The organism is Acidovorax sp. JMULE5, assembly GCF_013376875.1.
Taxonomy (GTDB): Bacteria; Pseudomonadota; Gammaproteobacteria; order Burkholderiales; family Burkholderiaceae_C; genus Acidovorax; species Acidovorax facilis.
In genome coordinates this window covers 1173872-1197205 of sequence record NZ_CP035951.1, presented here as the reverse complement: position 1 = coordinate 1197205, position 23334 = coordinate 1173872, and the positions used below count along the sequence as shown (strand labels likewise).

The window sequence follows — 23334 nt, the reverse complement described above, 5'->3', positions numbered from 1 at the left end:
GCGTGTCAGCGGCTGGGGCTGCGCGCCGCAGCCGAAGACTGCGTGGCAAACGTGATCTGCGTGAGGCCCACGCGGCGCGCTGCCTCCATCACCGAAACCACGGACTGGTGCGGCGCCATCGCATCGGCGCTGATGATGACCACACTGCCCTGGCCCGCTGTGGCGGCACTGCGCAAGGCCTGCGCGATCGCGTCCACGCTTTTGCCGTCCACGCCCGTCTTGTTGACGGCGTAGCGCCCGTCGGCGGCCACGGACACGATGACTTCCTTGGGGTGGTCGCGTTGCTGCTCGGCATCGGCCACGGGCAGCGTGAGCTGCAGCTCGGTGAACTTGCTGTAGGTGGTGGTCAGCATCAGAAAGATGAGGATCACCAGCAGCACGTCGATGAACGGGATCAGGTTGATCTCCGGCTCTTCCTTGGCGCGGGGACGGAAGTTCATTGGCGAAGCCTTTCAGGCTGAGGTTTTGCCGCCGGGCCGCCCCAAGGCAAAACGCGGCCCCCTTGGGGGGCAGGGAGCCACGCGCAGCGGGCGGACCGTGGGGGCGTCATTTCTTCCGCAAACGCAGGATGTGGCGCACAAATTGTTCCGAAGCCAACTCCAAGGTGAGCAGATAGGCATCCACCCGGGCGCGGAAGTAGCGCCAGAAGATCAGCGCCGGGATGGCCACGATGAGGCCAAAAGCCGTGTTGTAGAGCGCGATCGAGATGCCATGCGCCAGCTGGGCCGGGTTGCCGCCACCCATGGCCTGGCCCACGCCACCGCTGCCGGCCTGCGAGCCAAAGATCTCGATCATGCCGATCACCGTGCCCAGCAGGCCCAGCAAGGGCGCGGCCGAGGCGATGGTGGCCAGTGCCGACAGGTATTTTTCCAGCCGGTGCGCCACGGCGCGCCCCGCGCCTTCCATGGCGGCACGCAGGTCGGTCTCGCTGCACTGGGGGTTGCTGTTGAGGGTGCGCAGGCCGCTGGCCAGCACTTCGCCCAGGGCGGAGTTTTGCGCCAACTGGTTCACCACGTCGGGGGTGGGCACGGCCTTGGACGAGACCGTGATGGCTTCATCGAGCAATTTCGGGGGGGCGACACGGGCCGTCTTGAGGGCCACGAACCGTTCGAAAATCAGCGCCATTCCCAGGACGGAACACGCAATCAGGGGCCAGATGGGCCAGCCTGCGGCTTGTATGATGGACAGCAAATCTCTCTCCGCGCAGATGAAAGCAATCGGCGATTATGGCCCAGCTTGCAGGGCCCATCTCGTCACAAACCGTTACGTTGCTGTGCGCCCCGTCGCCCCATCTGCTCACCCACAAAATCTGTGGATAACTTTGTGGGCAACCACTGTTCCAGGCCTCGCAAAGTGGCGCCACGCCGTGCTTGCAACAGATTGATGAAAAATTGCGCAATGAAAAAGCTATATAAATCAATAACTTGTACGTGCTCTGGTGTTTTGCGGGCGGTTTTTAGTTATGTGGCTGTGGTAACTGCCGCTGGCCAGATTCTGTGGAGTACTTGCGCGGTGCGCGCGGCGCAAACGCCCGCCGTTTCTCATGTTTGAGCGCCCCAGCCCCGCAGCGGCGCCGCGCGTCTGGGAAGTTGGCGCTCTATGCCGCGCCATTGCTGATGCTCTGGAGGCGCGCTTCAATCCTGTCGCGGTGCGCGGCGAGATCACGGGCTTCTCGCGCGCATCCAGTGGACATTGCTACTTCTCGGTCAAAGACGCGAACGGCCAGTTGCGATGCGCCATGTTCCGCCGTGCCGCCAGCCTGCTTGACTTTTCGCCGCGCGATGGCGAATTGGTGGAAGTGCGCGGGCGCCTTTCGGTGTACGAGGCGCGGGGCGATCTGCAGTTCATTGTGGAAAGCATGCAGCGGGCCGGGCAGGGCGCGTTGTTCGAGCAGTTCCTGCGCCTGAAGGCGCAGCTCGAAACGGAAGGCTTGTTCGACAGCGCCCGCAAGCGCCCACTGCCTTTGCAGCCGCGTGGCATTGGCCTTGTCACTTCCACCGGGGCTGCGGCCCTTCACGACGTGGTCACGGCGCTGCGCCGTCGCGTGCCGCACATTCCGGTGGTGCTGGTGCCTGCGCAGGTGCAGGGCGCCGCAGCACCTGCTTCGCTGGTTGCGGCGCTATCAAAACTGTATCTGCTTGCGCAAGCGGGACAAGCGCCAGGGGCTGATTTGACCAAAAATCCGCCCATTGACGTGATCCTGCTGGTGCGCGGGGGCGGTTCCATCGAAGATCTGTGGGCCTTCAACGACGAACAACTGGCCCGGACCATCGTGCAAAGCCCGGTGCCGCTCATCAGCGGGGTGGGGCACGAGACCGACTTCACCATCGCCGACTTCTGCGCCGACCTGCGCGCCCCCACGCCCACCGCCGCCGCCGAGCTGGTGGCCCAGCCGCGCGATGTGTGGCTGGGGGCGCTCGGGCTGCTGGCTGGGCGCATCAGCGACGGCGTGCAGCGCCAGCTCGACACCCGGCACCAGCGGCTGGACCAGGCGGCAGCGCGGCTAGGCCGCCCGTCGGGCCTGGTGGCGCGCGAGCAGATGCAACTGGCACGCCTGGCCCAGCGCATGCGCCATGGAGTGCTATTAAAATTGCAGCGGCTTGCGCAATCCCAGCAAGCGCTGGAGGCCGATTTTCCTCAAAAAAAACAACGGTGCCTGGCACAGCACGCCGAGCGGCTCGACCGCGCCGCGCTGCGGCTGGAACTGCTGGACCCGCGCTTGGTACTGCAGCGCGGCTACGCGCTGCTCACCGATACCGAGGGCCGGGCCGTGACCAGCGTGCGGCGTGCCCATCCCGGCGATGCCCTGCTCGCCACACTGGCCGATGGCGTGGTGGACGTGACGGTGGCCCAGCCGCGACTGCTGTAACGGGGTGATGTTGCGATGCGTTAGAAGGCGCGCTTCTGTAGGACAGCAGCGGTTTGTGGTGCTGCAGGCCGGATCTGGGTGGCCTCACGCTGCACAGGTCACCTGATGTTCCTACAATGCCCCCTTCGCGCTGTGTCCGACTGCATTGCTCAGGGAAAAAAAGCGTTGCAGATGGCATCCCGGAATTTCAAACCACAAGGAAACACCACCATGGAACATACCCTTCCCCCGCTGCCCTACGCCATCGATGCCCTGGCTCCGAACTACAGCCAGGAAACCCTGGAGTACCACCACGGCAAACACCACAACGCCTATGTGGTGAACCTCAACAATCTGCAAAAGGGCACCGAGTTCGAAGCCATGACGCTCGAAGAGATCGTCAAGAAGGCCAGCGGCGGTATCTACAACAATGCAGCGCAGATCTGGAACCACACGTTCTTCTGGAACTGCATGGCTCCTCAGGGTGGCGGTGAGCCAACCGGCGCGCTGGCTGCAGCCATCAACGCCAAGTGGGGCAGCTACGCCGCCTTCAAGGAAGCGTTTGTGAAGTCTGCCGTGGGCAACTTCGGTTCGGGCTGGACTTGGCTGGTAAAGAAGGCCGACGGCAGCGTGGACATCGTGAACACCGGCGCCGCCGGCACGCCGCTGACCACCGCCGACAAGGCGCTGCTGACGGTGGACGTGTGGGAACACGCGTACTACATCGACTACCGCAACATGCGCCCCAAGTTCGTCGAGACCTTCCTCGACAAGCTGGTGAACTGGAAGTTTGCCGAAGCCAACTTCGCCTGATGCGCGATCCGCGCCCCGCGAGTGACCTGTCCTGACGGACTGAGGTCTGCGGGCAACAAAAAACGGCCTTCGGGCCGTTTTTTGTTGGGGAATTTGAGGTGTTTTCGGCGTCTAGCGCTTTCTGGATAAGCGCTAGCAGCTATATAAATGATAGTAATTTGCGCTCCCGGATCATGGGGTTGCGATGTCGGCAAGACAGCGCTCGGGCAAGCAGCAGGGCCCAGGGCCAAGGCCTATGGGGCTGTGGCATCCGGATCTGCGCAAGTCCCTGGGTGGTCCTGCGTCACTTGCGGCTGAAAAGGGCTCCACCCAGCTTGGCGCCTGCCTTGATGTTTTTCTTGGCAAACCATCCCTGGTTCATCTCCAGCACGTAGCGCACCGGTTTTGCCGAACAGTGCGAATCCAGCGTCTGGGGCTTCATGTCGGCCAGGTTCACGATGGTGCCGTCGTCATCCACAAACGCCGCAGTGAGCGGCAGCAGCGTGTTCTTCATCCAGAAGCACTGCTGCGCGGGTTGTTCAAACACAAACAGCATGCCCTCGTGCTGGGGCATCTCCTTGCGATGCATCAGGCCGGTCTGGCGCTCCTGGGGCGTGGCGGCCACCTGGGCGTCAATGCGGTGCATGCCTGCGGTCAGTTCCACACGCTGCAAATTCAGCTGGGGGCCGTCCTGGGCCTGTGCCGTGGTGAACTGCAGTCCCACAGCGGCGGTCAACAGCGCGGCGGCCACGGTGCGCCGTGTGGCAGCGGAAAAAGGCAAGGCAAGTGCAAAAGCGGTCATGGGCAAGGCTTTCTGGACAAGGGGGCAGCGTCCGCACAAGGGGCGCCGAACCGGCGGGCAAAAGAAGGGGAAAAGAACGGAAAAAGAAAACGCCCGCAGTAGCGGGCGATTTTGAAGCAATGTGCATGACCCCGCGAAGGGTGCTGCATGCCAGCGTCAGGCTGCCTTGTGGGTGGTCTTTTTCTTGGCGACCTTCTTGGTGGTTTTCTTTTTGGCCGTTTTGGTGGCCTTGGCCTTTGCCTTGGTTTTGGCGACGGGTGCCGGGGCAGCAGCTACAGGTGCAGCGGGTGCAGCCATGGGCGCTGGGGCTGCGGGGGCGGGGCCGGAGCGGCTGCAGGCGCCTGTGCAAAAGCACTTGCACCCAACAGACCAGCCACCAGGACAGCGAGGAGTTTTTTCATATATGCCGTTTCCAGTGAAGGGGTTGAAAGAGAGGATCTGAAGCCGCGCAAACCTGCACGGCTTCGCCCACAACGATAGCAGCGGCGCGCGGGCTGGCAGAGGCTTTGCCCAAAAAATTGTCATTAGAATTGACTGGCTACCGAGCGCTTTGCCCCATCTGCTGAATCTGCTTCAGCTTCCACAGGAGACACCCCTTCCATGACCAGCTACCAGCACATCAAGGTGCCTGCCGAAGGCCAGAAAATCACGGTCAATGCCGACATGTCGCTGAATGTGCCGGACCAGCCCATCATTCCCTTCATTGAAGGCGATGGCACGGGGCTCGACATCACGCCGGTGATGATCAAGGTGGTGGACGCTGCAGTGGCCAAGGCCTATGGCGGCAAGAAGAAGATCCACTGGATGGAGGTGTATGCGGGCGAGAAATCCACCAAGGTCTATGGCCCTGACGTGTGGCTGCCCGAAGAAACCCTGCAGGTGTTGCGCGAGTACGTGGTGTCGATCAAGGGCCCGCTGACCACGCCCGTGGGTGGCGGCATCCGTTCGCTGAACGTGGCACTGCGCCAGGAGCTGGATCTGTATGTCTGCCTGCGCCCCGTGCAGTATTTCAAGGGCGTGCCTTCGCCGCTGAAAGAGCCCGAAAAGACCAACATGGTGATCTTCCGCGAGAACTCGGAAGACATCTATGCCGGCATCGAGTTCGAGGCCGAGTCGGACAAGGCCAAGAAACTCATCAAGTTCCTGCAGGACGAGATGGGCGTGAAGAAAATCCGCTTTCCCAACACCTCGGGCATCGGCGTCAAGCCCGTCTCCATCGAGGGCACCGAGCGCCTGGTGCGCAAGGCCATCCAGTACGCCATCGACAACGACAAGCCCAGCGTGACCATCGTGCACAAGGGCAACATCATGAAGTACACCGAAGGTGGCTTCCGCGACTGGGCGTACGCCCTGGCGCAAAAGGAGTTCGGTGCCGAGCTGATCGACGGTGGTCCGTGGTGCAAGCTCAAGAACCCGAAGACAGGCAAGGACATCACCATCAAGGACAGCATCGCCGATGCCTTCCTGCAGCAGATCCTGCTGCGCCCGGCCGAGTATTCGGTGGTGGCCACGCTCAACCTCAATGGCGATTACATCTCCGATGCGCTCGCCGCCCAGGTGGGCGGGATCGGCATTGCGCCCGGCGCCAACATGTCCGACTCGGTGGCCTGTTTTGAAGCCACCCACGGCACGGCCCCCAAATATGCCGGCAAGGACTATGTGAACCCCGGCTCCGAAATCTTGTCGGCCGAGATGATGCTGCGCCACATGGGTTGGATCGAGGCCGCCAACCTGATCATCAGTTCGCTGGAGAAGTCGATTGCCTCCAAGAAGGTGACTTACGACTTTGCCCGCCTGATGGACGGAGCCACCCAGGTGAGCTGCTCGGGTTTTGGTCAGGTCATGATCGACCACATGTAAGCCAGCGCGGCTTTTGCGCCGTTTCGCAAGCCCCTGTTCCCTTGTTGGTGCAGGGGCTTTTTGTCGTCTGGCGGCTGCAGGGCTCCGCCCGGGGCCAAACTGCCCCGATGGTCGGCGGCCCGGAACTGGCCGTGGCATTTCAGGGTTGGCAATCGGGGGGCTTCCCGCCTAAGATGGGTCCAGCCATGGGCCCGCGCGGGCGATGGCACGGGCTTGCATCCGCAGTCGCTCACAAACACAACAACGGGATGCAGAGGGATGGGTCCCCACAGGGAGTTCTGCATGGCATCTGATTTTTCTGCCGCATATTGGGAGCAAAACCCCGATGCGCTGCTGGTGCTGTCGCCTGAGGGGGTTGTGCTCAACTGGAACCCGGCTGCCGAAGCGATCTTTGGCTATGCATCGGCAGAGGCTCAGGGCAGGCGCCTCATTGATCTCATCGTTCCCGAGAACCGGGCTCACGAAGAAGACGAGATCCGGGCCGAGGCCCTGCGGGGCCTGAGCAGCACCGTGCACGAGTCGGTGCGCCGCCGCAAGGATGGATCGCTGGTGCATGTCAACGTGTCCACCAAGGCCGTGCGCGACGAAGCTGGCCAACTGCTGTACTTTCTTTCGAGCAAGAAGGATGTCACCCAGCTCAAGGTCCAGCGCGAGGCCAAGCTGCTGGAGGCGCGGTTCCGTGACCTGCTCGAATCCACACCCGACGCGATCGTGATGGTCAACGTGACAGGCCGCATCGTCCTGGTCAACTCCCAGGCCGAGCGCGTGTTTGGCTATGAAAGGACCGAATTGCTAGGGCAGGCCGTGGAGGTGCTGTTGCCACACCGCTATCGGGGCGCGCACCTGGGGCACCGCAGCGGGTTCTTTGGGGCGCCGCGCACGCGCACCATGGGGGCGGGGCTGGAGCTGCATGGCCTGCGCAAGGATGGCGGCGAGTTTCCAGTGGAGATCAGCCTGAGCCCGATCGACACCGAAGAAGGCGCGATGGTGATGAGCGCGATCCGAGACATCACCGACCGCAAGCGGGCCGACCAGAAGTTCAAGGACCTGCTTGAAGCCGCGCCGGACGCGATGGTCATCGTTGACCGTGACGGCCGCATCGTGCTCGTCAACTCGCAGGCCGTGAAACTGTTTGGCTGGAGCCGCAGCGAACTTCTGGGTCAGAAGATCGAGCTGCTGGTGCCCGAACGCTTCAGCGGCCGACACCCTGAGCACCGCCACGGTTTTTTTGCCGAACCACGCTCCCGCTCCATGGGGGCGGGCCTTGATCTGTATGGTTTGCGCAAGGATGGTTCCGAGTTCCCGGTCGAGATCAGCCTGAGCCCGCTGGAGACGGAAGAAGGCCTGTTTGTCTCCAGCGCGATCCGCGATGTGACGGAGCGCAAGCGGATCGAGCGGGCCTTGCGCGACAAGAACCTGGAGCTTGAAAATGCGGCCTTGGTCAAAGACCGTTTCCTGGCCAGCATGTCCCACGAACTGCGAACCCCGCTCAACGCCATCATCGGTTTCACGGGCACCTTGCTCATGCAGCTGCCGGGTCCGCTCAACCCGGAGCAGGACAAGCAGTTGCGCATCGTGCAGACCGGAGCGCGGCACCTGCTTTCGCTCATCAATGACCTGCTCGATGTGGCCAAGCTCAGCGCCAACAAGGTGTCGCTCCACAAGGAGCCGCTTGACTGCCGCAGCATTGTTGCGGAGGTCGCCGCCACGCTGGAGCCCGAGGCCGTGCGCAAGGGCCTGGTGTTCAATGTGTATGCCCCCGCCCAGGCCGTGCAGTTGCACACCGACCGCCGGGCCTTCAGCCAGATTCTGATCAATCTGGTGGGCAATGCCATCAAGTTCACGCCGCGGGGGAGTGTGGATGTGGTGCTGGAGGAGACCTTGTCGGCCCAGGGGCGCACTGTGCAGGTGCAGGTGCGCGACACCGGGCCTGGCATTCCGCTGCAGGAGCAGTCGCGGCTTTTCGAGGCCTTCTCCCGGGTCGAAAGCGCAGACCGGCGCCACCACGAAGGCACCGGCCTGGGCCTGCACCTGAGCCGCAAGCTTGCCGAAGCCCTGGGGGGCAGTGTGGGGCTGGAGAGCGCCGAAGGGCAGGGCAGCACGTTCATTGTGGAGTTTCAGGAGGCCAGCGCATGAAAGCCACCATCCTGGTCATCGAAGACGATGACGCCAGTCGGCAACTCGTCACCTACCTGCTGGAAGCCGCAGGCCACCGTGTGTTGGCCGCCGAAAACGGCGCCCTGGGCCTGGGGCTGGCGCTGGCCGAGGGGCCCGACCTGATCCTGTGCGACCTGCAAATGCCGATGATGAATGGCTATGAGGTGGCACAAAGCCTGCGCTCGCACCACGGGTGGCGTGTGGTGCCGCTGGTGGCCGTGACCGCTTTTTCGATGCCAGGTGACCGCGAAAAAGCCCTTGAGGTGGGTTTCGACGAGCACCTGTCCAAGCCCATCACGCCCGAAACCTTCGTGAGCCAGGTCGAGGCGTTTCTGGGTTCTTCATTCCACGCGCCGCCGGGCGCGGCCTGACGTTGGACCCCGGGTAGCATGGCCAAGATCCTTGTTGTCGATGACCTGCCGGCCAACCGCGCGCTGGTGGTCACGCTCATCGGGCACAGTGGCCACCAAGCCCTGGAGGCCGCAGACGGTGCCGAGGCCCTGGCCCTGGTGCGTGCCGAGCGCCCCGATCTGGTGATCTCCGACATCCTGATGCCGACCATGGACGGGTACGAGTTTGTGCGCCAGCTGCGCTCAGACCACCAGCTCGCCGCCACCCAGGTGATCTTCTACAGCGCGCACTACCGCGAGCAAGAGGCCCGCAACCTGGCCCTGGCCTGTGGGGTGACGCAGGTGCTGGTGAAACCCTGCGAGCCGCAGGACATTACCTCGGCCATTGAACAGGCCTTGTTGCAGGTGCCACCACAGCCCTTCCATCCGCTGGAGCACAGCTTTCAGACCCGGCACCTGCAGCTCATGACGGACAAGCTCACGGGCAACGTCGCCGAGCTGGAAACCATGAACCGGCGCCTGGCGGCCCTGACCGACCTGAACCTGCAACTGGCCTCCGAGCGCGACCCGCAGGTGCTGCTGGCCAATGTATGCCGTGGCGCGCGCGAGCTGGTGGGGGCTGAGTATGCGGTGCTGTGTGTGGTGCGCAAGCAAAGCGATGCCTCCATCACGTGTACCAGTGGCATCGAGCCCGCGCTGGGCGGGCTGCTGGACCTGCCCGTGGTGTCGCACGGCCTATTGGGGCAGTTGCGCGCTGCGCGCCGCTCTGAGCGGCTGGTCAATGAAAGCGGTGCACCCAGCGAAATCGGCCTGCCTGCAGGCTACCCGCCACTGCACACCGGCTTGATTGCGCCCATCACTTCGCTCTCGTTCTCCTATGGCTGGATCTGCCTGGCCAACAAGCAGGGGGAAGATACGTTCACGGCAGACGATGAAAAAGTTCTGGCCGTTTTGGGCGCGCAGGTGGGCCGTATCTACGAAAACGGCAGCCTTTATATCGAGATCCAGAGGCATGCCGAGCAACTGCAGGTGGAAGTTTTCGAGCGCCAGCGGGCCATGGACGCGCTGCGCGCCAGCAAGGCCAGCCTGCGAAGAGCGCAGGCACTGGCAAAAATCACCCATGTGATCAGCGGACCCGATGGCGCTTTCGAGAGCTGGCTGGACACGCTGCCCGATATGCTGGGGCTGGAGGCCGATGCCATGCCCAAGTCCGCGCGCGAGTGGCTGACACTGGTACACCCGCAAGACCGCGACATGTTCCGCCAGCATGCGCTGCAGGCCGCACACCAGGGCGCCCGCCTGGATTTCACCTACCGCCTGTTACGCGCAGATGGCGAACTGCTGCATTTGCGCCAGGTGATGGAGCCTTTGGAGGATGAGGCTGGCCGGGGCGAGCAGGGCCGCTGGTTCAACACCATCCAGGATGTCACCCGGGAGAAACGCGCCGAGGAAGAGCTGCACGAAAGCGACCGCCGTTTCAATGACATGCTCGACAAGGTCGAGATGATCTCGCTGATGCTCGACTGCGAAGGGCGCATCACCTATTGCAACGACTACCTGCTGCGCCTGACAGGCTGGGAGCGTGAAGAGATCGCGGGCCGCAACTGGTTTGACATGTTTGTGCCCCCTGAGATGGGCAATGTGCGCAGCGTGTTTGCCGATGTGCTGGCGGACCGGCCTTCGGCCTGGCACTACGACAACGAGATCCTCACCCGCTCGGGCGAGCGGCGCCTGGTGCACTGGAACAACACCGTGCTGCGCACTGTGGGCGGACAGGTGACGGGTGTGGCCGCGCTCGGTGAAGACATTACCGAGCGCCGTGAGGCCGAGCGCAAGATCAAGCGCCTGAACCGCGTGTACGCGATGCTCAGCGGCATCAACACCCTGATCGTGCGGGTGCGCGACCGCGAGGAACTGTTCCGCGAGGCGTGCCGCATTGCGGTGGAGCACGGCCATTTCCGCATCGCCTGGATAGGCCGCGTGGACCGCGCGGCGCAGCAGGTGGTGCCGGTGGGGCTGTCGGGCGTAGAGGCCGATTTTGTGCACAACATCCGCGACCGACTGGGTTTGTTTGACGTTCCCACACCGGGTGAAAGCCTTGCCGCCGCAGTGGTGCGCACTCGCAAGGCCGTGCTGTGCGACGACATCAGCGGCGACCCGCGCGTGATGCTGCGCGATCAACTGCGCCAGCGGGGTGTGGCCAGCATTGCGGTACTGCCCATCCTGGTGGGCCAGGAGGTCGCCGCCACACTGGCTCTGCTGGCAGACGAGGTGGGCTTCTTCGACGAGGCCGAGATGAAGCTGCTGACAGAGCTGTCCGGCGACATCGGTTTTGCCCTGGACCACCTCGACAAGGAAGACCGGCTGAGCTACCTCGCCTATTACGACGAAATCACCGGGCTGCCGAACCGCACCCTTTTTCTGGAGCGCACCGGCCAGCACCTGCGCCCGCGTGAGGGCACACGGCCTCTGATGGGTATTGCGCTGATGGACATCAGCCGCTTTCGCTTTGTCAATGACACGCTGGGGCGACAGATGGGTGACGAACTCCTCAAGCAGGTCGCGCAGCGGCTGCAGCACGCCAGCCGCGATGTGTACGACGTGGCACGCATTGGCATCAACAGCTTCGGCATCGCTGTGACCGACGCACGCGATGCGGGCGCGGTGGCCATGGCGGTGGACCACCTCCTGCGCGCCTGTTTTGATGCACCCTTTGCGCTGGGCGGCACCGAGCTGCGCATGGCCGCCAAGGCTGGCGTGGCCTTGTACCCCATGGATGGCGCTGATGCCGAAACGCTGCTGCGCAATGCGGAGGCCGCCGTCAACAAGGCCAAGGCATCGGCAGACAGCCTGCTGTTCTACATGTCGGAGATGAATACGCGCGTGGCCGAGGCACTGGGCATGGAAGGCCGCCTGCGTGATGCCCTGGAGCGCGGGCAGTTTGTTCTGCACTACCAGCCCAAGCGGTGCCTGTCCACTGGCGCCCTGGCAGGCGCAGAGGCCCTCATCCGCTGGAACGACCCTGAGCGTGGCTTGGTGCCACCGGGGCTTTTCATCCCCATCTTGGAGGAAACCGGCCTTATCTACGACGTGGGGCGCTGGGCGCTTGGGCAGGCACTGGCAGACAACCAGCGCTGGCGGCAGGCCGGCCATGCGCCGCTGCGGGTGGCGGTCAACGTGTCGTTTCTGCAGCTGCGCCACCGCAGCTTTGTGGCCGAGGTGCGCGAGGCGCTGGCCTTTGACCCGGCCGCAGGGGCCGGGCTGGAGCTGGAGATCACCGAGAGCATGGTCATGGAGGATGTGGAGCACAGCCGTAGCAGCCTGCACGCCCTGCGCGAGATGGGCATCACGATTGCCATTGATGACTTCGGCACCGGGTTCTCATCACTGAGCTACCTGGCCACGCTCCCCGCTGACACCCTCAAGATCGACCGCTCTTTCATCATGGGGATGGACACCGGACCGCAAGGGCAGGCGCTGGTCTCCGCCATCATCAACATGGGGCACTCGCTGGGGCTCAAGGTGGTTGCCGAAGGCGTAGAAACGGACGAACAATGCGGCCGGCTCGCGCTGCTGGGCTGTGACGAAATCCAGGGCTACCTGCTCAGCAGGCCGGTGGCCGCCGAGGTGTTTGAAGCCCGCTTCCTAGCTTCCTAGTCCACTGAATCCGAGAAATCGGCGGTGCGCCGGGGCTGCGCCGGGTGATGCACTGGCGAGGCGCTACGCCCAATGCAGAGCAATCGCAGCAGAGGATTTGCTATTGTGTTGATAGCTTTTAGCGCTTGATAGATAAGCGCTAGAGCCAATTTTCATTCAGATTTCAAGCGGTGGCCGCTGCCGCCAGCTGCGCAAAACGCGCCAGCAGGCTGGCCGATTCTGGCGTGGCCTGCACACCTTGCTCCAGCGCTGCCACATCCATGCCTGCACGCTGCAGCGCAGGCGCAAAACACGCCACGTAGTCGCGCATCACCGAATCGCTGAACTCGGGGTGAAACTGCACGCCCCAGGCACAGGGGCCGACGCGGAACGCGTGGTGCGGCTCATGGGCGTTGGCGGCCAGCGCAACGGCACCAGGGGGCAGGCGTCGCACCGTTTGCTCGTGCACCACCTGGGCGCCAAAGCGGGCTGGCAGGTGGCCCAGCAGGGCGTCGCCCTCGGCACCGGCCAGGCGCTGCACGGCCACGGTGCCTATCTCCAGCCCGGCGGGGTGGCGCGCCACCTCGCCGCCCAGCGCGTGGGCCAGCAGCTGATGGCCGTAGCAGATGCCCAGCACGGGCACCCGGGCCGCCACCACGCTGGCCAGCCATGCGGCGGTGCGCTCGCTCCAGGGTTCGCGGTCGGTCACCATGGCGGGGGAGCCGGTCACCACCACGCCCGCTATCTGGCCGGGCTGTGGCCATGCGGTGGCGGTGCGGGCGTCCAGTGTCTGCAGCGCCAGCTGCGTGCTGGCGGGGGCCTGGTTCAGGCCGCCCGCAATCCAGTCTTCAAAGTCGCCATGCCGGGCCCGTTGGGCGGGCAGGGTGTCGCCGGTCTTGATGATCCAGAGGGTGCGGGAGGGTGTCGCTGTCATGCTGTGAGCATAGCGGCGGTGGGCTGCTCGCTGCTTGCAAAGTCCAGCGTGCGGGTGCCCACGGCGGCGGCCAGGTGCGGGTCGTGGGTCACCAGCATCAGCGCAGCGCCCGTCTCCTGCACGGCGCCCATCAGCACCTGGATGGCTTCCTGCTGCGTGATCGGGTCCAGGCGCGAGGTGGGCTCGTCCGCAAACAGCAGCGCTGGTTGCGCCACCAGCACCCGTGCCAGCGCAATGCGCTGCAGCTCGCCGCCCGACACCTGGTCGGGCCTGCGGGCCAGCAGGTCCTCGGGCACACGCAGCTGCGCCAGGCGCTGCTGCACGGCCTTCCAGTCACAGCGGTGCAGCCGGGCGGCATCGCGCAGCGACTGGGCCAGGCTGATGTGCGGGGCGAACGAACTGACCGGGTCCTGGTACAACTTTTGGAATGCATGCGGGCGCAGCCGGGCGCTGCGCTCCACGCGGCCGGTGTCGGGCGCCACCAGGCCCAGCAGCACATTGCCCAGCGTGCTTTTGCCGGTGCCGCTCGGGCCCTGCACGGCGATACGTTCGCCGCTGCGCAAGTCCAGGTCCAGCGGCGCAAACAGCTTTTGTGTGCCATAGGCTTTGGAGATGCCCCGCGCCTGTACGACCGGCTCGCCCAGCGTGGGCGCGGCAAACGGCAGCCAGCGGGCCGGGTCGGCCTGCAGCAGCTGGCGGGTAAAGGCGTGCTGCGGCGCGGCGGCCACGGTCTGGATGTCGCCTTGCTCCACCACCTGCCCGTGGCGCAGCACGATCACTTGGCCGCCCAGCGCCTGGGCCACCTCCATGTCGTGGGTGATGGTGAGCAGGCAGCCGCCCGCCTGCAGCACACCCCGGAACAGCTCCACCATGCGGCCGCGCCAATGAGCGTCGAGCCCCTTGGTGGGCTCGTCCACCATCAGCACCGGGGCGCCCCCGGCCAGGGTGATGGCGGCCACCGCGCGCTGGGCCATGCCGCCCGACAGTTGCCAGGGGTAGTGGCTGCCAGCGCCGCCCAGGCCCGCAGCGCCCAGCACCTGTTCGGCCTGTGCGCTGGCGGCGCTGGCGGGCTGCTGGTGCAGCAGGCGGTACACCTCGGCCAGTTGCGGCGCCACGCGGGCCAGGGGGTTGAGCGCCAGCGAGGGCTCTTGCGGCAGCAGCGCCAGCTTGCGGCCCCACAGGGCGCGGCGGGCGGCGGCGTCTTGCGCGCGGGTGGTGGTGCCATCCAGCGTGATCTGGCCCGTGGCCTGCAGCGCAGGCGGCAGGTTGCCCATGACGGCCTGGGCCAGCAGCGACTTGCCCGCGCCGCTTTCACCCACCAGGGTCAGCGCTTCGCCCGCACGCAGGGTGAAGCTGATGTCGCGCAGCAGCCGCTTGCCGCCGACCTGGATGCCCAGGCCTTCCACGGCCAGCAGAGCGTCGGATTTCAAAGGCGTGGTCATGCGGTCTCCCGGTCGGGGTTGAGCAGCATCATCGCGGCCACCAGCCACACCAGCAGGGCGGTGGGGGCGGCAATGAGCCATGGAGCTTCTTCGTAGTAGGGCATGGCCTCGGTCATCATCAGGCCCAGCTCGGGCGTGGGCGGCTGCATGCCCACGCCCACAAAACCCAGTGCGGCCAGCGCCAGCACGGCTTGCGATGTGGTGAAGGCCAGCAGCGTGCCCAGCGTGGGCGCCAGCGCGGGCAGCAGGTGGCGGCGCAGCACATAGCCGCGCCCAAAACCCAGCAGGCGCGATGCCTGCACCGCATCACCTGCCAGCACGGGCCTGGCCACCGCGCGGCTCACGCGGAAGTATTCGACCCACAGTGCAGCCGACAGGCCCGCATACAGCGCCCACAGCGCGCCGGGCGCCAGGGCGGCCACCAGCAGCACCAGCAGCAGGCCGGGGATGGCGAGCACCGAGTCCGACAGCATGAGCAACGCCCGCTCGGTGCGCCCACCGCGCCACGCGGCGGCAATGCCCAGCAGCGTGCCGGGCACGGCGGCGCTCAGCGCGGCGAGCAACGCCATGCCCAACGAGAGCTGCGCCGCATGCGCCAGCCGCGCCAGCGCCGAGCGGCCCAGCACATCGGTGCCCAGCCAGTGCTGGGCGCTGGGGGGCGCCAGGGTGTTACGCAGGTCTTGCACCACCGGGCTGGCGCCCACCAGCCAGGGGCCGAGCAGGGCAAACAGCGCCAGCAGGCCCAGCAGGGCCAGGCCCAGTGTGGTGCGCAGCGGCCAGCGGGGCTGGGCCACCACGTCGCCCATGGGCGATGGAAGTGTGGAAGTCACGGCGTTCATGCAGCTACTTTCTGGGCATGCCGGGGGTCCAGCGCCAGGCACGCCGCATCCACCAGCAGGTTGAACACTACAAACATCACGCCCATGCACAGGGCCGTGCCCTGCACCACAGGGATGTCGCGCCCGAATACGGCGTGCACCAGCGCGTGGCCGATGCCGGGCCAGGCAAACAGCGTCTCGACCACCAGCGCGCCCTCCACCAAAAACAGCGCCTGCACGCCCAGGTAGGCCGTCACCGGTACGGCGGCATTGCGCAGGCCATGGCGCACCAGCGCCTGCCAGTCGCTCAGGCCTTTGGTGCGCGCAAACTCGAAAAAGGGCGATACCACCACCTCGCGCATCGCAGCGCGGGTCACGCGCGCCAGCCCGGCGGCCAGGCCCAGCCCCAGTGTGAGCGCGGGCAGCACCAAGCTGGCTTGGCTCTCGTCACCGCCCGCAGGCAAAAAGCCCCACTGCACCGCCACCAGCAGGATGAGCAGCACCGACAGCAAAAACGGCGGCAGCGCGCGCAGCACCACGGCCATCAGCCAGCTGGCCTTGTCCACCCAGCCCTGGGGCCGCAGCCCGGCCCACACGCCCAGCGGCACGCCCACGGCAAAGGCAATGGCCAGCGCGGCGGCAGACAGGCGCAGCGTGGCGCCCAGGTGGTGCGTGACCTCGTGCCACACCGAGCGCTGCGACACCAGCGACTGCCCCAGGTTGAAGGTGACCATGTCGCGCCACCAGTGCAGCAGCGCCAGCCAGCCGGGGCGGTCCAGCCCCAGCTCTGCGCGCACGGCATCGGCGGCGGCGTTGCTCACCAGGTCGTAGCCATAGCGGCCCGCCGCCACGCGCATGGCCAGGTCGCCCGGCAGGGCGCGCACCATCAAAAAACACAGCGTGCCGATCAGCAGGGACACGGCGAGCACCTGCACCAGCCTGCGGCCGATCAGGGCGGCCCAGGGTTTTGAAATCAAGGGGTTCATGGGTTGTTCCACTCCATGCCGGTCAGGCGGTAAGAACGCTCCAGCGGGTCCAGCGTGACGCCCGCCAGCCGGGGGGCCACGGCCACATGCTGGCGGTACCACGCCACGGGGATCACGGGCAGCTCCGCTTGCAGGGTGTGCGTGATGGATTGCCGCAGCGCGCGCGAGCGCTCGGGCGTGGGCTGGGTGCGTGCCAGCTCTTGCAGGGCTTGCACCACGGTGTCGCTGTGCCAGCCCATGGCGCCCCAGTCGCCGCCCTGCGCCGCAAAGTCGCCCGCCAGCGTGCCTGTGGGGTCGGGCACATTGGCGTAGTTGCGTGCCGCCAGGGCCAGCTCCAGGCTGCCGTCGCGGTGGCCCCGGGGCACGTCGCCCGAGTTGCCGATGCTCACCTTTACTGCGATGCCCGCCAGCCGCCATTGCTCTTGCAAGGCGGTGGCAATCAGCGGCAGCTCGGGTCGGTCTACAAAGGTACGGATCACCAGGCGCAGCGGCTGGCCCTGCGCATCGCGCAGGCCGTCGCTGTGGCGCTGCCAGCCAGCGGCACGCAGCAGGCGCGCGGCGGCTTCGGGGTCGTGTGGCAGCGGGGGCAGCTCAAGGTTGTGCCAGGCGCCCAGCGTGGGCGGCAGCAACTGCGTGGCCGCCAGCGCCTCGTCGCCCATCAACGCCAGGGCAATGCCCGCGCGGTCAATCGCCAGGCTCAGCGCCTGGCGCACGCGCACGTCGCGCAGCGCAGGCAGGCCCGCGTTGAGCTTGACGATGACAGTGCGCGGCAACGTGACGGACGCAATGCGCACCGCGGTGCGGCGCGCCAGCGCCGGGTTCTGCGCATGGCGCCGCAGCCGCCGCAGGCTGGCCGGGTCCAGCCCGAAGGCCAGGTCGGCCTGGCCGCTTTCTGCCATCAGCGCGCGGGTTTCGGCGCGGCTGGCAGCCAGGTAGCGCACGGCGGCAATGGCGGGACGCGGGCCGTCGTAGGCGTCAAACACCACCGTTTCGACCTGCTGCGGCGGCACCAGCACTGCAATGCGGTAGGGGCCGCTGCCGATGATGCTGCGCACCTTGCCGTCTGCCCCATAGCTGGCCGGGGCCAGCACCATGGTGCTGGAATGCGCCAGCAGCGCGGGCAGGGCGGTGTGGGGGCGTTGCAGGCGGATCATCACCGTGCCCTCGTCGGCCGCCGTGATGGACTCCACGGGCGCCTGGCTCAGCAGCGCGGGCGCCACCTGGGCGGCTTGGAGGCTGCGCACCACGGCGGCAGCCGTCACCGGCGTGCCATCGTGAAAACGCGCCCCAGGCCGCAACTCAAACTGCCACACCAGCCCATCTGCCGACCGGCGCCAGCGCCGCGCCAGCGCGGGCCGTGGCTGGCCGTCGTCTGCAGCGTCCAGCAGGGTTTCGGTGACCTGCAGGCGCGTGAACACATAGCCGCTGCTGGCGGGCGCCAGGCCGCTGATCTCCCACGGGCCGACGATTTGCAGCGGTGCGGGGGAGGGTTGTGTGCCTTGTGCCCAGCCCGAGGGCAGGGCGCCTGCCGCCAGCGCGGCCACGGGGGCCTGCAAGGCGCGGCGCCGCGTCAGGGGTTTGAGGGCGGAGGAGAGTGTTGTCATGCAGTTCATCGGCACCACTCAGAACTTGGCTTGCAGCCCGACGGTGACCGTGCGCGCAGCCCCCGGCGCCACCCACACGCGGCTGTACGAGCTGGTGTAGTGCACCTTGTCAAACACGTTGTCCACGTCCAGCGACAGGTTGATGGCGGGGCTCAGCCGCCAATACGCCATCAGCTTGGCCGTGGTGTAGCTGGGCAGCTCGAACGCGGCTGTGCCTGCATTGACCTCGGCCTGCGTGCGGGCCTGGCCCAGGCGCTTGCCCATGTGGGTCACGCCGCCGCCCACGCCGTAGCGCTGGCCGTTGGTCAGTGCGTTTTCGTACACCGCCAGCACGCTGCCGTTGACCTTGGGCACGTTCAGCAAGCGCCCGCCCACTTCCAGCGTGTTGTCGCGGCTCACTTCAACGTCGTTGAAGACCAGGCTGGCGTTCACCCGCCAATGCGCGCTCACGCGGCCAGACAGGTCCAGCTCCAGCCCCCGGCTGCGCACCTCGCCCGCTGCGGCAGAAAAGCCTGCGTTCAGTGGGTCGCTGGTCAGCGCGTTGCGTTTTTTGATGTCAAACAACGCGGCCGTGGCGCCCAGGCGCTGGTCGGCGCTTTCCCACTTGGCGCCTAACTCCAAGGCGCGGGCCTTTTCGGGGTCAAAGGCGTTGCCAGCAGCGTCGCTGCCCGCGTTGGGGCGGAACGACGTGCCCGCGTTGGCATACACCGTCACACCCTGCAGCGGCAGCCAGCTCACCCCCAGGCGCGGCGACACGGCCGAAGGGCTTTGCGCCGTGGTGCGGTGGGTGATGCGGTTTTGCAGGCTCTGGTCATAGTTGTCGGCCCGCAGCCCGGCCATCACGCGCCACTGCTCGCCCAGCTTGAGGGTGTCTTGCACATACAGCGCCGTGTTGCGTTGCTTCTCCAGCGTATCCGTGTTGCTCCCCGGCGTGGGCTGCGTCTGGCCGTACACGGGGTTGAAGATGTCGATGGCATACGGCGCGGTAGCGCTGGGGTTCACCCGCAGCATCACCGAATCCATGCTGAACCGGTAGCTCTCCACGCCCACCAGCAGCTCATGCTCCAGCCCGCCTGTGCGCAGGTTGCCCTGTAGCTCGGCCTGCACGGCCACGTCGTCCGACTGGTAGTCGCGAAAGCGCCGCTGGCGCGTGAGCGTGCGGCCATTGGCCTGCGGCGCCGTGGCCTCGGTCGAGAAGCCTTCCATCCCCGTCTCGCGGTACGACAGCCCCACGCGGCTGCGCCAGTCGGGGTTCCACTCGTGCGACAGCACCAGCTGGTGCGTCTGGTTGGTCACCGTCACATCGCCATCGGCAGGCTCGCCCAGAAAGCGGCTGGCAGGCACCACGCCCAGGCGGTTGTTGACCGCCACCACGCCCCGGTCCAGCGGCGTGGCGTGGCGCAGAAATTCGGCCGTGTACTCCAGCACCGTGTCGGGCGAGAGCTTCCACGTGAACGCCGGTGCCACTACCTGCCGCTGCGCGCGCACATGGTCGCGAAAGCTGCCTTTGTCTTCCACCGCCACATTCAGGCGGTAGGCCAGCCGGTCGTTGATGGGGCCGGTGGTGTCCAGCGCCGCCCGGCCCAGGCCGTAGCTGCCCGCGTAGGCCTCCACCGAATGGGCGGCCTTCCACAGCGGCTTCTTGCTCACGATGTTGAGCGTGCCGCCGGGCTCGCTGCTGCCGTACAGCGCAGCGGCTGGGCCTTTGAGGAACTCCACCCGCTCCACCCCCGCCAGATCGCGCGGCGCATTAAAGCCCCGGTTGGATGAAAACCCGTTGAGCAGCGTCGCCATGCCCGTGTTCTCGTTGCCCGGCAGGCCCCGGATGGCGATGTTGTCCCACAGCCCGCCAAAGTTGTTCTGGCGCGAGACACCGCCCACATAGTCCAGCACATCATCGAGCCGCGTGGCGCCCAGGTCGTCCAGCGTCTGGCGCGACATCACGCGCACGGATTGCGGCAGCTCGCGCAGCGGCAGGCTGGTCTTGGCGCCCTCGGCCTCGTCGGCGTAATAGGTGCCCGAGGCACTGCGGCCCACCACGTCCACGGTAGACAGGGTGGGCGGCGTGATCACATCCCCGTCTGCGGCCCAGGCGGGGTGGAGGGAAGCCAGCAGGGCCGCCGCCGCCATGGCCGTCAAGGTGGGGCGCGGCAGAGAGGCGGGGCGTGAAGAAGAAACAGAAGCAGAGGAAGAACGCATGGCAAACCAGTCCAAAAGCAATGAATGCAAAAGCCAGGAGCAACGCGGCTCACACCCGCCTGGGAGTTGGCAGGCGCACATGGCCGCGTGCCCACACCCACCCCACGGGGGTGAATGCAAGGGCGAAAACGAAAAGGGGATGCGCTATAGAGCGCTGGCTGGCTGGGGCCCGACGCGTGTCAGGCCCGCTGCGCTGGCGGAGGATCGCGTGCAGCAAACGGCCAGCGCACCTGCTGGGCCGTGAAGGGGTCTGCGCTGTGCGGCGCTATGGCTGTGGGTTCTGCGGCGAATTGCGGCTGGCGGGCCGGTGTATGCGCCAGCCCCGCCTCCAGCGCGTGGGTCAGGCACCAGGCGCAGGGGGGGTGTGTCTCTTCGCTGTGATCGTCGCTGGCTGCGAAGCTGGTTGCCAATGCATCCGTATCGCCTGCGGTTGCCGAGGCCGTGGCGCTGCGCACCACCTCCTGAACGTGCCGCGCCTCGTGCAAGGGCGCGCCCGCCAGGGCGTTGAACAACGCCACCAGCAGAAGCACGATGTGGAGAGGCAGGGCGGGGATGGTGCGGCGCAGCATGAGAGGATGCGAATCATACTCAACTGCGTGTGCTGGCGCGAGGAAGCGCCGACGCGCTGGATCCGCACTTTCGCGAGCTATAGTCTGACCGGTTAAAACTGCCGGGTTTGACGGGATTTTTATACCTGGATTTTTGAACAGCTGTATGGCTGTAAACATAGGCCCGGAGCCACATCCAGGACGAATCAATGTCCAGAATATCCCGCACGGTCCAGTTTATTTCGCAAGGTTTGCGGGATAAATCACTTTAGGCATTTCAAAACACTTGAGGAGGAAATCAATTGGAACCGAAATTCGTCGAGTACAACGGAACACAAGTGATTGAAGGTTGGCCTGAGAAAATTATTGCTGCTCAATCTAAAAAAACAGATATTATCGGCGGCATCGAATATCCCAGAGTGCCTTACGGCCAAGAAGCGCAAGACTGGGGAGCTGATAACCACCCATGTGGAGATTGCGCTGTAATTAAAGGGCAACTCCATGTCCCATTTTGCGATATAGAACAATGCGCTGCGTGCGGAGAGCAAGCATTGTCATGCGATTGTGACTACGAAGAAGATGAATAAATTCCTAACCCATCCATCAAGCGGAACGCGCTAAAGCGCGCCCTTATGTCAAACGTTAGATCAAGCAAGGAAGGTCACATGACAACTGATTCATCAAAGTATTCCGTTTATTCCATACGTGGGCTTCCGGCCGGAGTGTGGGGTGAAAGCTACGCAGTCGTAACTGCCTTTGAGTCTGCGCCGTATGAGCTAATGACCGAGTTTTTCATAATGACGAAACGACCAAAAGAAGCCCTCAACTCCGGCGCTCTCAAGGTTGTGGTCAGCCAACTTCCGCCGGAGCTTGGAAAAATCGATCTTGAGTTCGCCTTGCAAGAAGGTCGCCACCAAGCTGAGCTTTCACTAATGAATTTGCTGGAAACAAGAGCTGCCGAACTATCTCGGCCCGATGTGGCTTATTTACAGTTCGAGCTAAAGCCAACAATAACCGGTGATCTCCTCAGCTGTTGGATGCGAAGGCAATTCAGTTCCCAGCTAAAGGATGTCCAAGCCAGCACCCAGTGTCCTCCGTTAGCTCGGTATCTCGGGCTCCTATCCCAAGTCAGCTTCATCACCCCTGCGGCCTGAAGTGCAATCTAACACTCCAAGCCACCGGACCTCGGGAAAGCTACGCTTGCCTGCGTCCCGGTGATTTTTAACGTTGCAACGCTAGCACTCTGGAACTGAAGCGCGATCGGAAGTGAAACTCGCCGGGTTTTAAGGAGTTTTTTCCACTCCGGTCAGTCCAAGAAAAAACGCCAGCAGACGCTGGCGTTTTTCTTTGACAGAAGAGCGATTACCCCTTTTGAACCATCTTAATAATGCTGGAAAAATCCAGCCCCCCATGCCCTGCCAGGCTATGCGCCGCATATAAATTGCGCGCCATGCCCCCCAGCGGCGTCGCGGCCTTCACCGCCATCGCATTCTCCTGCGCCAGCCCCAGGTCCTTGAGCATCAGGTCCGTGCCAAAGCCGCCCGCATAGCCTTTGCTGGCGGGCGCGGTTTCCATCACGCCGGGGAAGGGGTTGTACTTCTCCAGCGCCCAGTTGCCGCCCGAGCTGCGGCGCATGATTTCGCTGAGCACCTTGGGGTCCAGGCCGTTGGCTACGCCCAGGGCAATGGCTTCGCTGGTGCCGGCCATCAGGATGCCCAGCAGCATGTTGTTGCAGATCTTGGCCGTCTGGCCTGCGCCCACGCTGCCTGCGTGGAAGATGTTGGCGCCCATTTTTTCGAGCACGGGGCGGGCGCGTTCCAGGTCGGCCGTGTCGCCGCCCACCATGAAGGTGAGGGTGCCTGCAATGGCGCCGCCGGTGCCGCCGGAGACGGGTGCGTCGATAAAGGCCACGCCCTTGGCCTTGGCGGCCTCGGCCACCTTGCGGGAGGTGGCGGCTGCGATGGTGGAGCAGTCGATGATCAGCGTGCCTGCCGGCAACTGGGCCAGCAGCTCGCCCGCGCCGAGGAACAGGCCTTCCACATGCTGGCTGGCGGGCAGCATGCTGATGACGACTTCGGCACCCGCCACGGCGGCCTTGGCGTCAGCGGCGATGGGCACGCCGTCTGCCGCCAGCTTGTCGCGGGCGGGCTGGGAGAGGTCGAACGCGCGCACTTCGTGGCCTGCCTTGTGCAGGTTGTGTGCCATGGGGCCGCCCATGTTGCCGAGGCCGATGAATGCGATTTTCATGGTGTGTTGCTCCTGGATGTCGTTGTGATGGTGAAAGGGATGGGGTGTAGGTTTGGTATGAATTTGATAGCTGCTAGCGCTTATCCATAAAGCGCTAAAGGCCAAAAAGGC

Annotated in this window: 20 protein-coding genes; 8 read left to right on the top strand and 12 right to left on the bottom strand. The window is 65.2% G+C overall.

Annotation, left to right across the window (positions count from 1 at the left end):
• Window positions 1-5: 5 nt before the first annotated feature.
• Both EXV95_RS05430 and EXV95_RS05425 read right to left on the bottom strand, forming a co-directional pair.
• Window positions 6-440: a biopolymer transporter ExbD gene (locus EXV95_RS05430; RefSeq protein ID WP_176886095.1), complete on the bottom strand. Its 435-nt coding sequence runs from the start codon at window positions 438-440 to the stop codon at window positions 6-8.
• 106 nt (window positions 441-546) lie between these two features.
• Entirely contained in the window at window positions 547-1191 is a 645-nt protein-coding gene (locus tag EXV95_RS05425) for a MotA/TolQ/ExbB proton channel family protein (protein ID WP_055396044.1), read from the bottom strand.
• A gap of 352 nt (window positions 1192-1543) precedes the next feature.
• Here EXV95_RS05425 and xseA point away from each other — a divergent pair, with 352 nt between their 5' ends.
• Together xseA and EXV95_RS05415 are read left to right on the top strand one after the other, a co-directional pair.
• Window positions 1544-2869 (top strand): exodeoxyribonuclease VII large subunit, encoded by a 1326-nt coding sequence (xseA, locus tag EXV95_RS05420; RefSeq protein WP_176886094.1) that lies wholly within the window; start codon window positions 1544-1546, stop codon window positions 2867-2869.
• A 210-nt stretch (window positions 2870-3079) separates the two neighbouring features.
• On the top strand, window positions 3080-3661 hold the full coding sequence (locus EXV95_RS05415; RefSeq protein ID WP_176886093.1) for a superoxide dismutase: 582 nt from the start codon (window positions 3080-3082) through the stop codon (window positions 3659-3661).
• A 283-nt stretch (window positions 3662-3944) separates the two neighbouring features.
• On the opposite strand, the gene EXV95_RS05410 is transcribed toward EXV95_RS05415, so the two are convergent.
• On the bottom strand, window positions 3945-4442 hold the full coding sequence (locus EXV95_RS05410) for a DUF192 domain-containing protein (RefSeq protein ID WP_176886092.1): 498 nt from the start codon (window positions 4440-4442) through the stop codon (window positions 3945-3947).
• A gap of 156 nt (window positions 4443-4598) precedes the next feature.
• Window positions 4599-4739: a hypothetical protein gene (locus tag EXV95_RS25125; protein WP_370460194.1), complete on the bottom strand. Its 141-nt coding sequence runs from the start codon at window positions 4737-4739 to the stop codon at window positions 4599-4601.
• 303 nt (window positions 4740-5042) lie between these two features.
• Between EXV95_RS25125 and icd the strand changes: the two genes are divergently transcribed.
• From icd to EXV95_RS05385, 4 genes are all read left to right on the top strand, one after another.
• Window positions 5043-6302 carry an NADP-dependent isocitrate dehydrogenase gene (gene icd / locus EXV95_RS05400; RefSeq protein WP_055396054.1) on the top strand — a complete coding sequence of 420 codons (1260 nt, stop codon included), beginning with the start codon at window positions 5043-5045 and terminating at the stop codon, window positions 6300-6302.
• Between the two features lie 282 nt (window positions 6303-6584).
• Window positions 6585-8438: a PAS domain S-box protein gene (locus EXV95_RS05395; protein ID WP_176886091.1), complete on the top strand. Its 1854-nt coding sequence runs from the start codon at window positions 6585-6587 to the stop codon at window positions 8436-8438.
• The gene (locus EXV95_RS05390) at window positions 8435-8830 is read left to right on the top strand and encodes a response regulator (protein ID WP_176886090.1); all 396 of its coding nucleotides are present in this window, start codon (window positions 8435-8437) and stop codon (window positions 8828-8830) included. Before EXV95_RS05395 ends, EXV95_RS05390 begins: the two co-directional genes overlap by 4 nt.
• A gap of 18 nt (window positions 8831-8848) precedes the next feature.
• Window positions 8849-12466 carry an EAL domain-containing protein gene (locus EXV95_RS05385; protein ID WP_176886089.1) on the top strand — a complete coding sequence of 1206 codons (3618 nt, stop codon included), beginning with the start codon at window positions 8849-8851 and terminating at the stop codon, window positions 12464-12466.
• Window positions 12467-12629: 163 nt separating this feature from the next.
• On the opposite strand, the gene EXV95_RS05380 is transcribed toward EXV95_RS05385, so the two are convergent.
• The 7 genes from EXV95_RS05380 to EXV95_RS05350 form a co-directional block, all read right to left on the bottom strand.
• A complete protein-coding gene (locus tag EXV95_RS05380; protein WP_176886088.1) occupies window positions 12630-13379 on the bottom strand; it encodes a glutamine amidotransferase in 750 nt (249 codons plus the stop codon).
• Window positions 13376-14821, bottom strand: coding sequence for an ABC transporter ATP-binding protein (locus tag EXV95_RS05375; RefSeq protein WP_176886087.1), 1446 nt, complete (start codon window positions 14819-14821; stop codon window positions 13376-13378). Before EXV95_RS05375 ends, EXV95_RS05380 begins: the two co-directional genes overlap by 4 nt.
• Window positions 14818-15660 carry an ABC transporter permease gene (locus tag EXV95_RS05370; protein WP_218135479.1) on the bottom strand — a complete coding sequence of 281 codons (843 nt, stop codon included), beginning with the start codon at window positions 15658-15660 and terminating at the stop codon, window positions 14818-14820. The genes EXV95_RS05375 and EXV95_RS05370 overlap by 4 nt, the downstream gene beginning before the upstream one ends.
• Window positions 15657-16625, bottom strand: coding sequence for an ABC transporter permease (locus EXV95_RS05365; protein ID WP_176886086.1), 969 nt, complete (start codon window positions 16623-16625; stop codon window positions 15657-15659). The genes EXV95_RS05370 and EXV95_RS05365 overlap by 4 nt, the downstream gene beginning before the upstream one ends.
• Window positions 16622-18229: an ABC transporter substrate-binding protein gene (locus EXV95_RS05360; RefSeq protein WP_255484937.1), complete on the bottom strand. Its 1608-nt coding sequence runs from the start codon at window positions 18227-18229 to the stop codon at window positions 16622-16624. The genes EXV95_RS05365 and EXV95_RS05360 overlap by 4 nt, the downstream gene beginning before the upstream one ends.
• 18 nt (window positions 18230-18247) lie before the next feature.
• Window positions 18248-20359 (bottom strand): TonB-dependent siderophore receptor, encoded by a 2112-nt coding sequence (locus EXV95_RS05355; protein WP_176888966.1) that lies wholly within the window; start codon window positions 20357-20359, stop codon window positions 18248-18250.
• 248 nt (window positions 20360-20607) lie between these two features.
• On the bottom strand, window positions 20608-20997 hold the full coding sequence (locus EXV95_RS05350; RefSeq protein WP_176886085.1) for a hypothetical protein: 390 nt from the start codon (window positions 20995-20997) through the stop codon (window positions 20608-20610).
• Between the two features lie 281 nt (window positions 20998-21278).
• On the opposite strand from EXV95_RS05350, the gene EXV95_RS05345 reads away from it, so the two are divergent.
• Both EXV95_RS05345 and EXV95_RS05340 read left to right on the top strand, forming a co-directional pair.
• A complete protein-coding gene (locus EXV95_RS05345) occupies window positions 21279-21563 on the top strand; it encodes a hypothetical protein (RefSeq protein ID WP_176886084.1) in 285 nt (94 codons plus the stop codon).
• A gap of 78 nt (window positions 21564-21641) precedes the next feature.
• Window positions 21642-22130 (top strand): hypothetical protein, encoded by a 489-nt coding sequence (locus EXV95_RS05340; RefSeq protein WP_176886083.1) that lies wholly within the window; start codon window positions 21642-21644, stop codon window positions 22128-22130.
• Between the two features lie 208 nt (window positions 22131-22338).
• On the opposite strand, the gene mmsB is transcribed toward EXV95_RS05340, so the two are convergent.
• Window positions 22339-23223 carry a 3-hydroxyisobutyrate dehydrogenase gene (gene mmsB, locus EXV95_RS05335; protein WP_121506249.1) on the bottom strand — a complete coding sequence of 295 codons (885 nt, stop codon included), beginning with the start codon at window positions 23221-23223 and terminating at the stop codon, window positions 22339-22341.
• Between the last annotated feature and the right edge of the window lie 111 nt (window positions 23224-23334).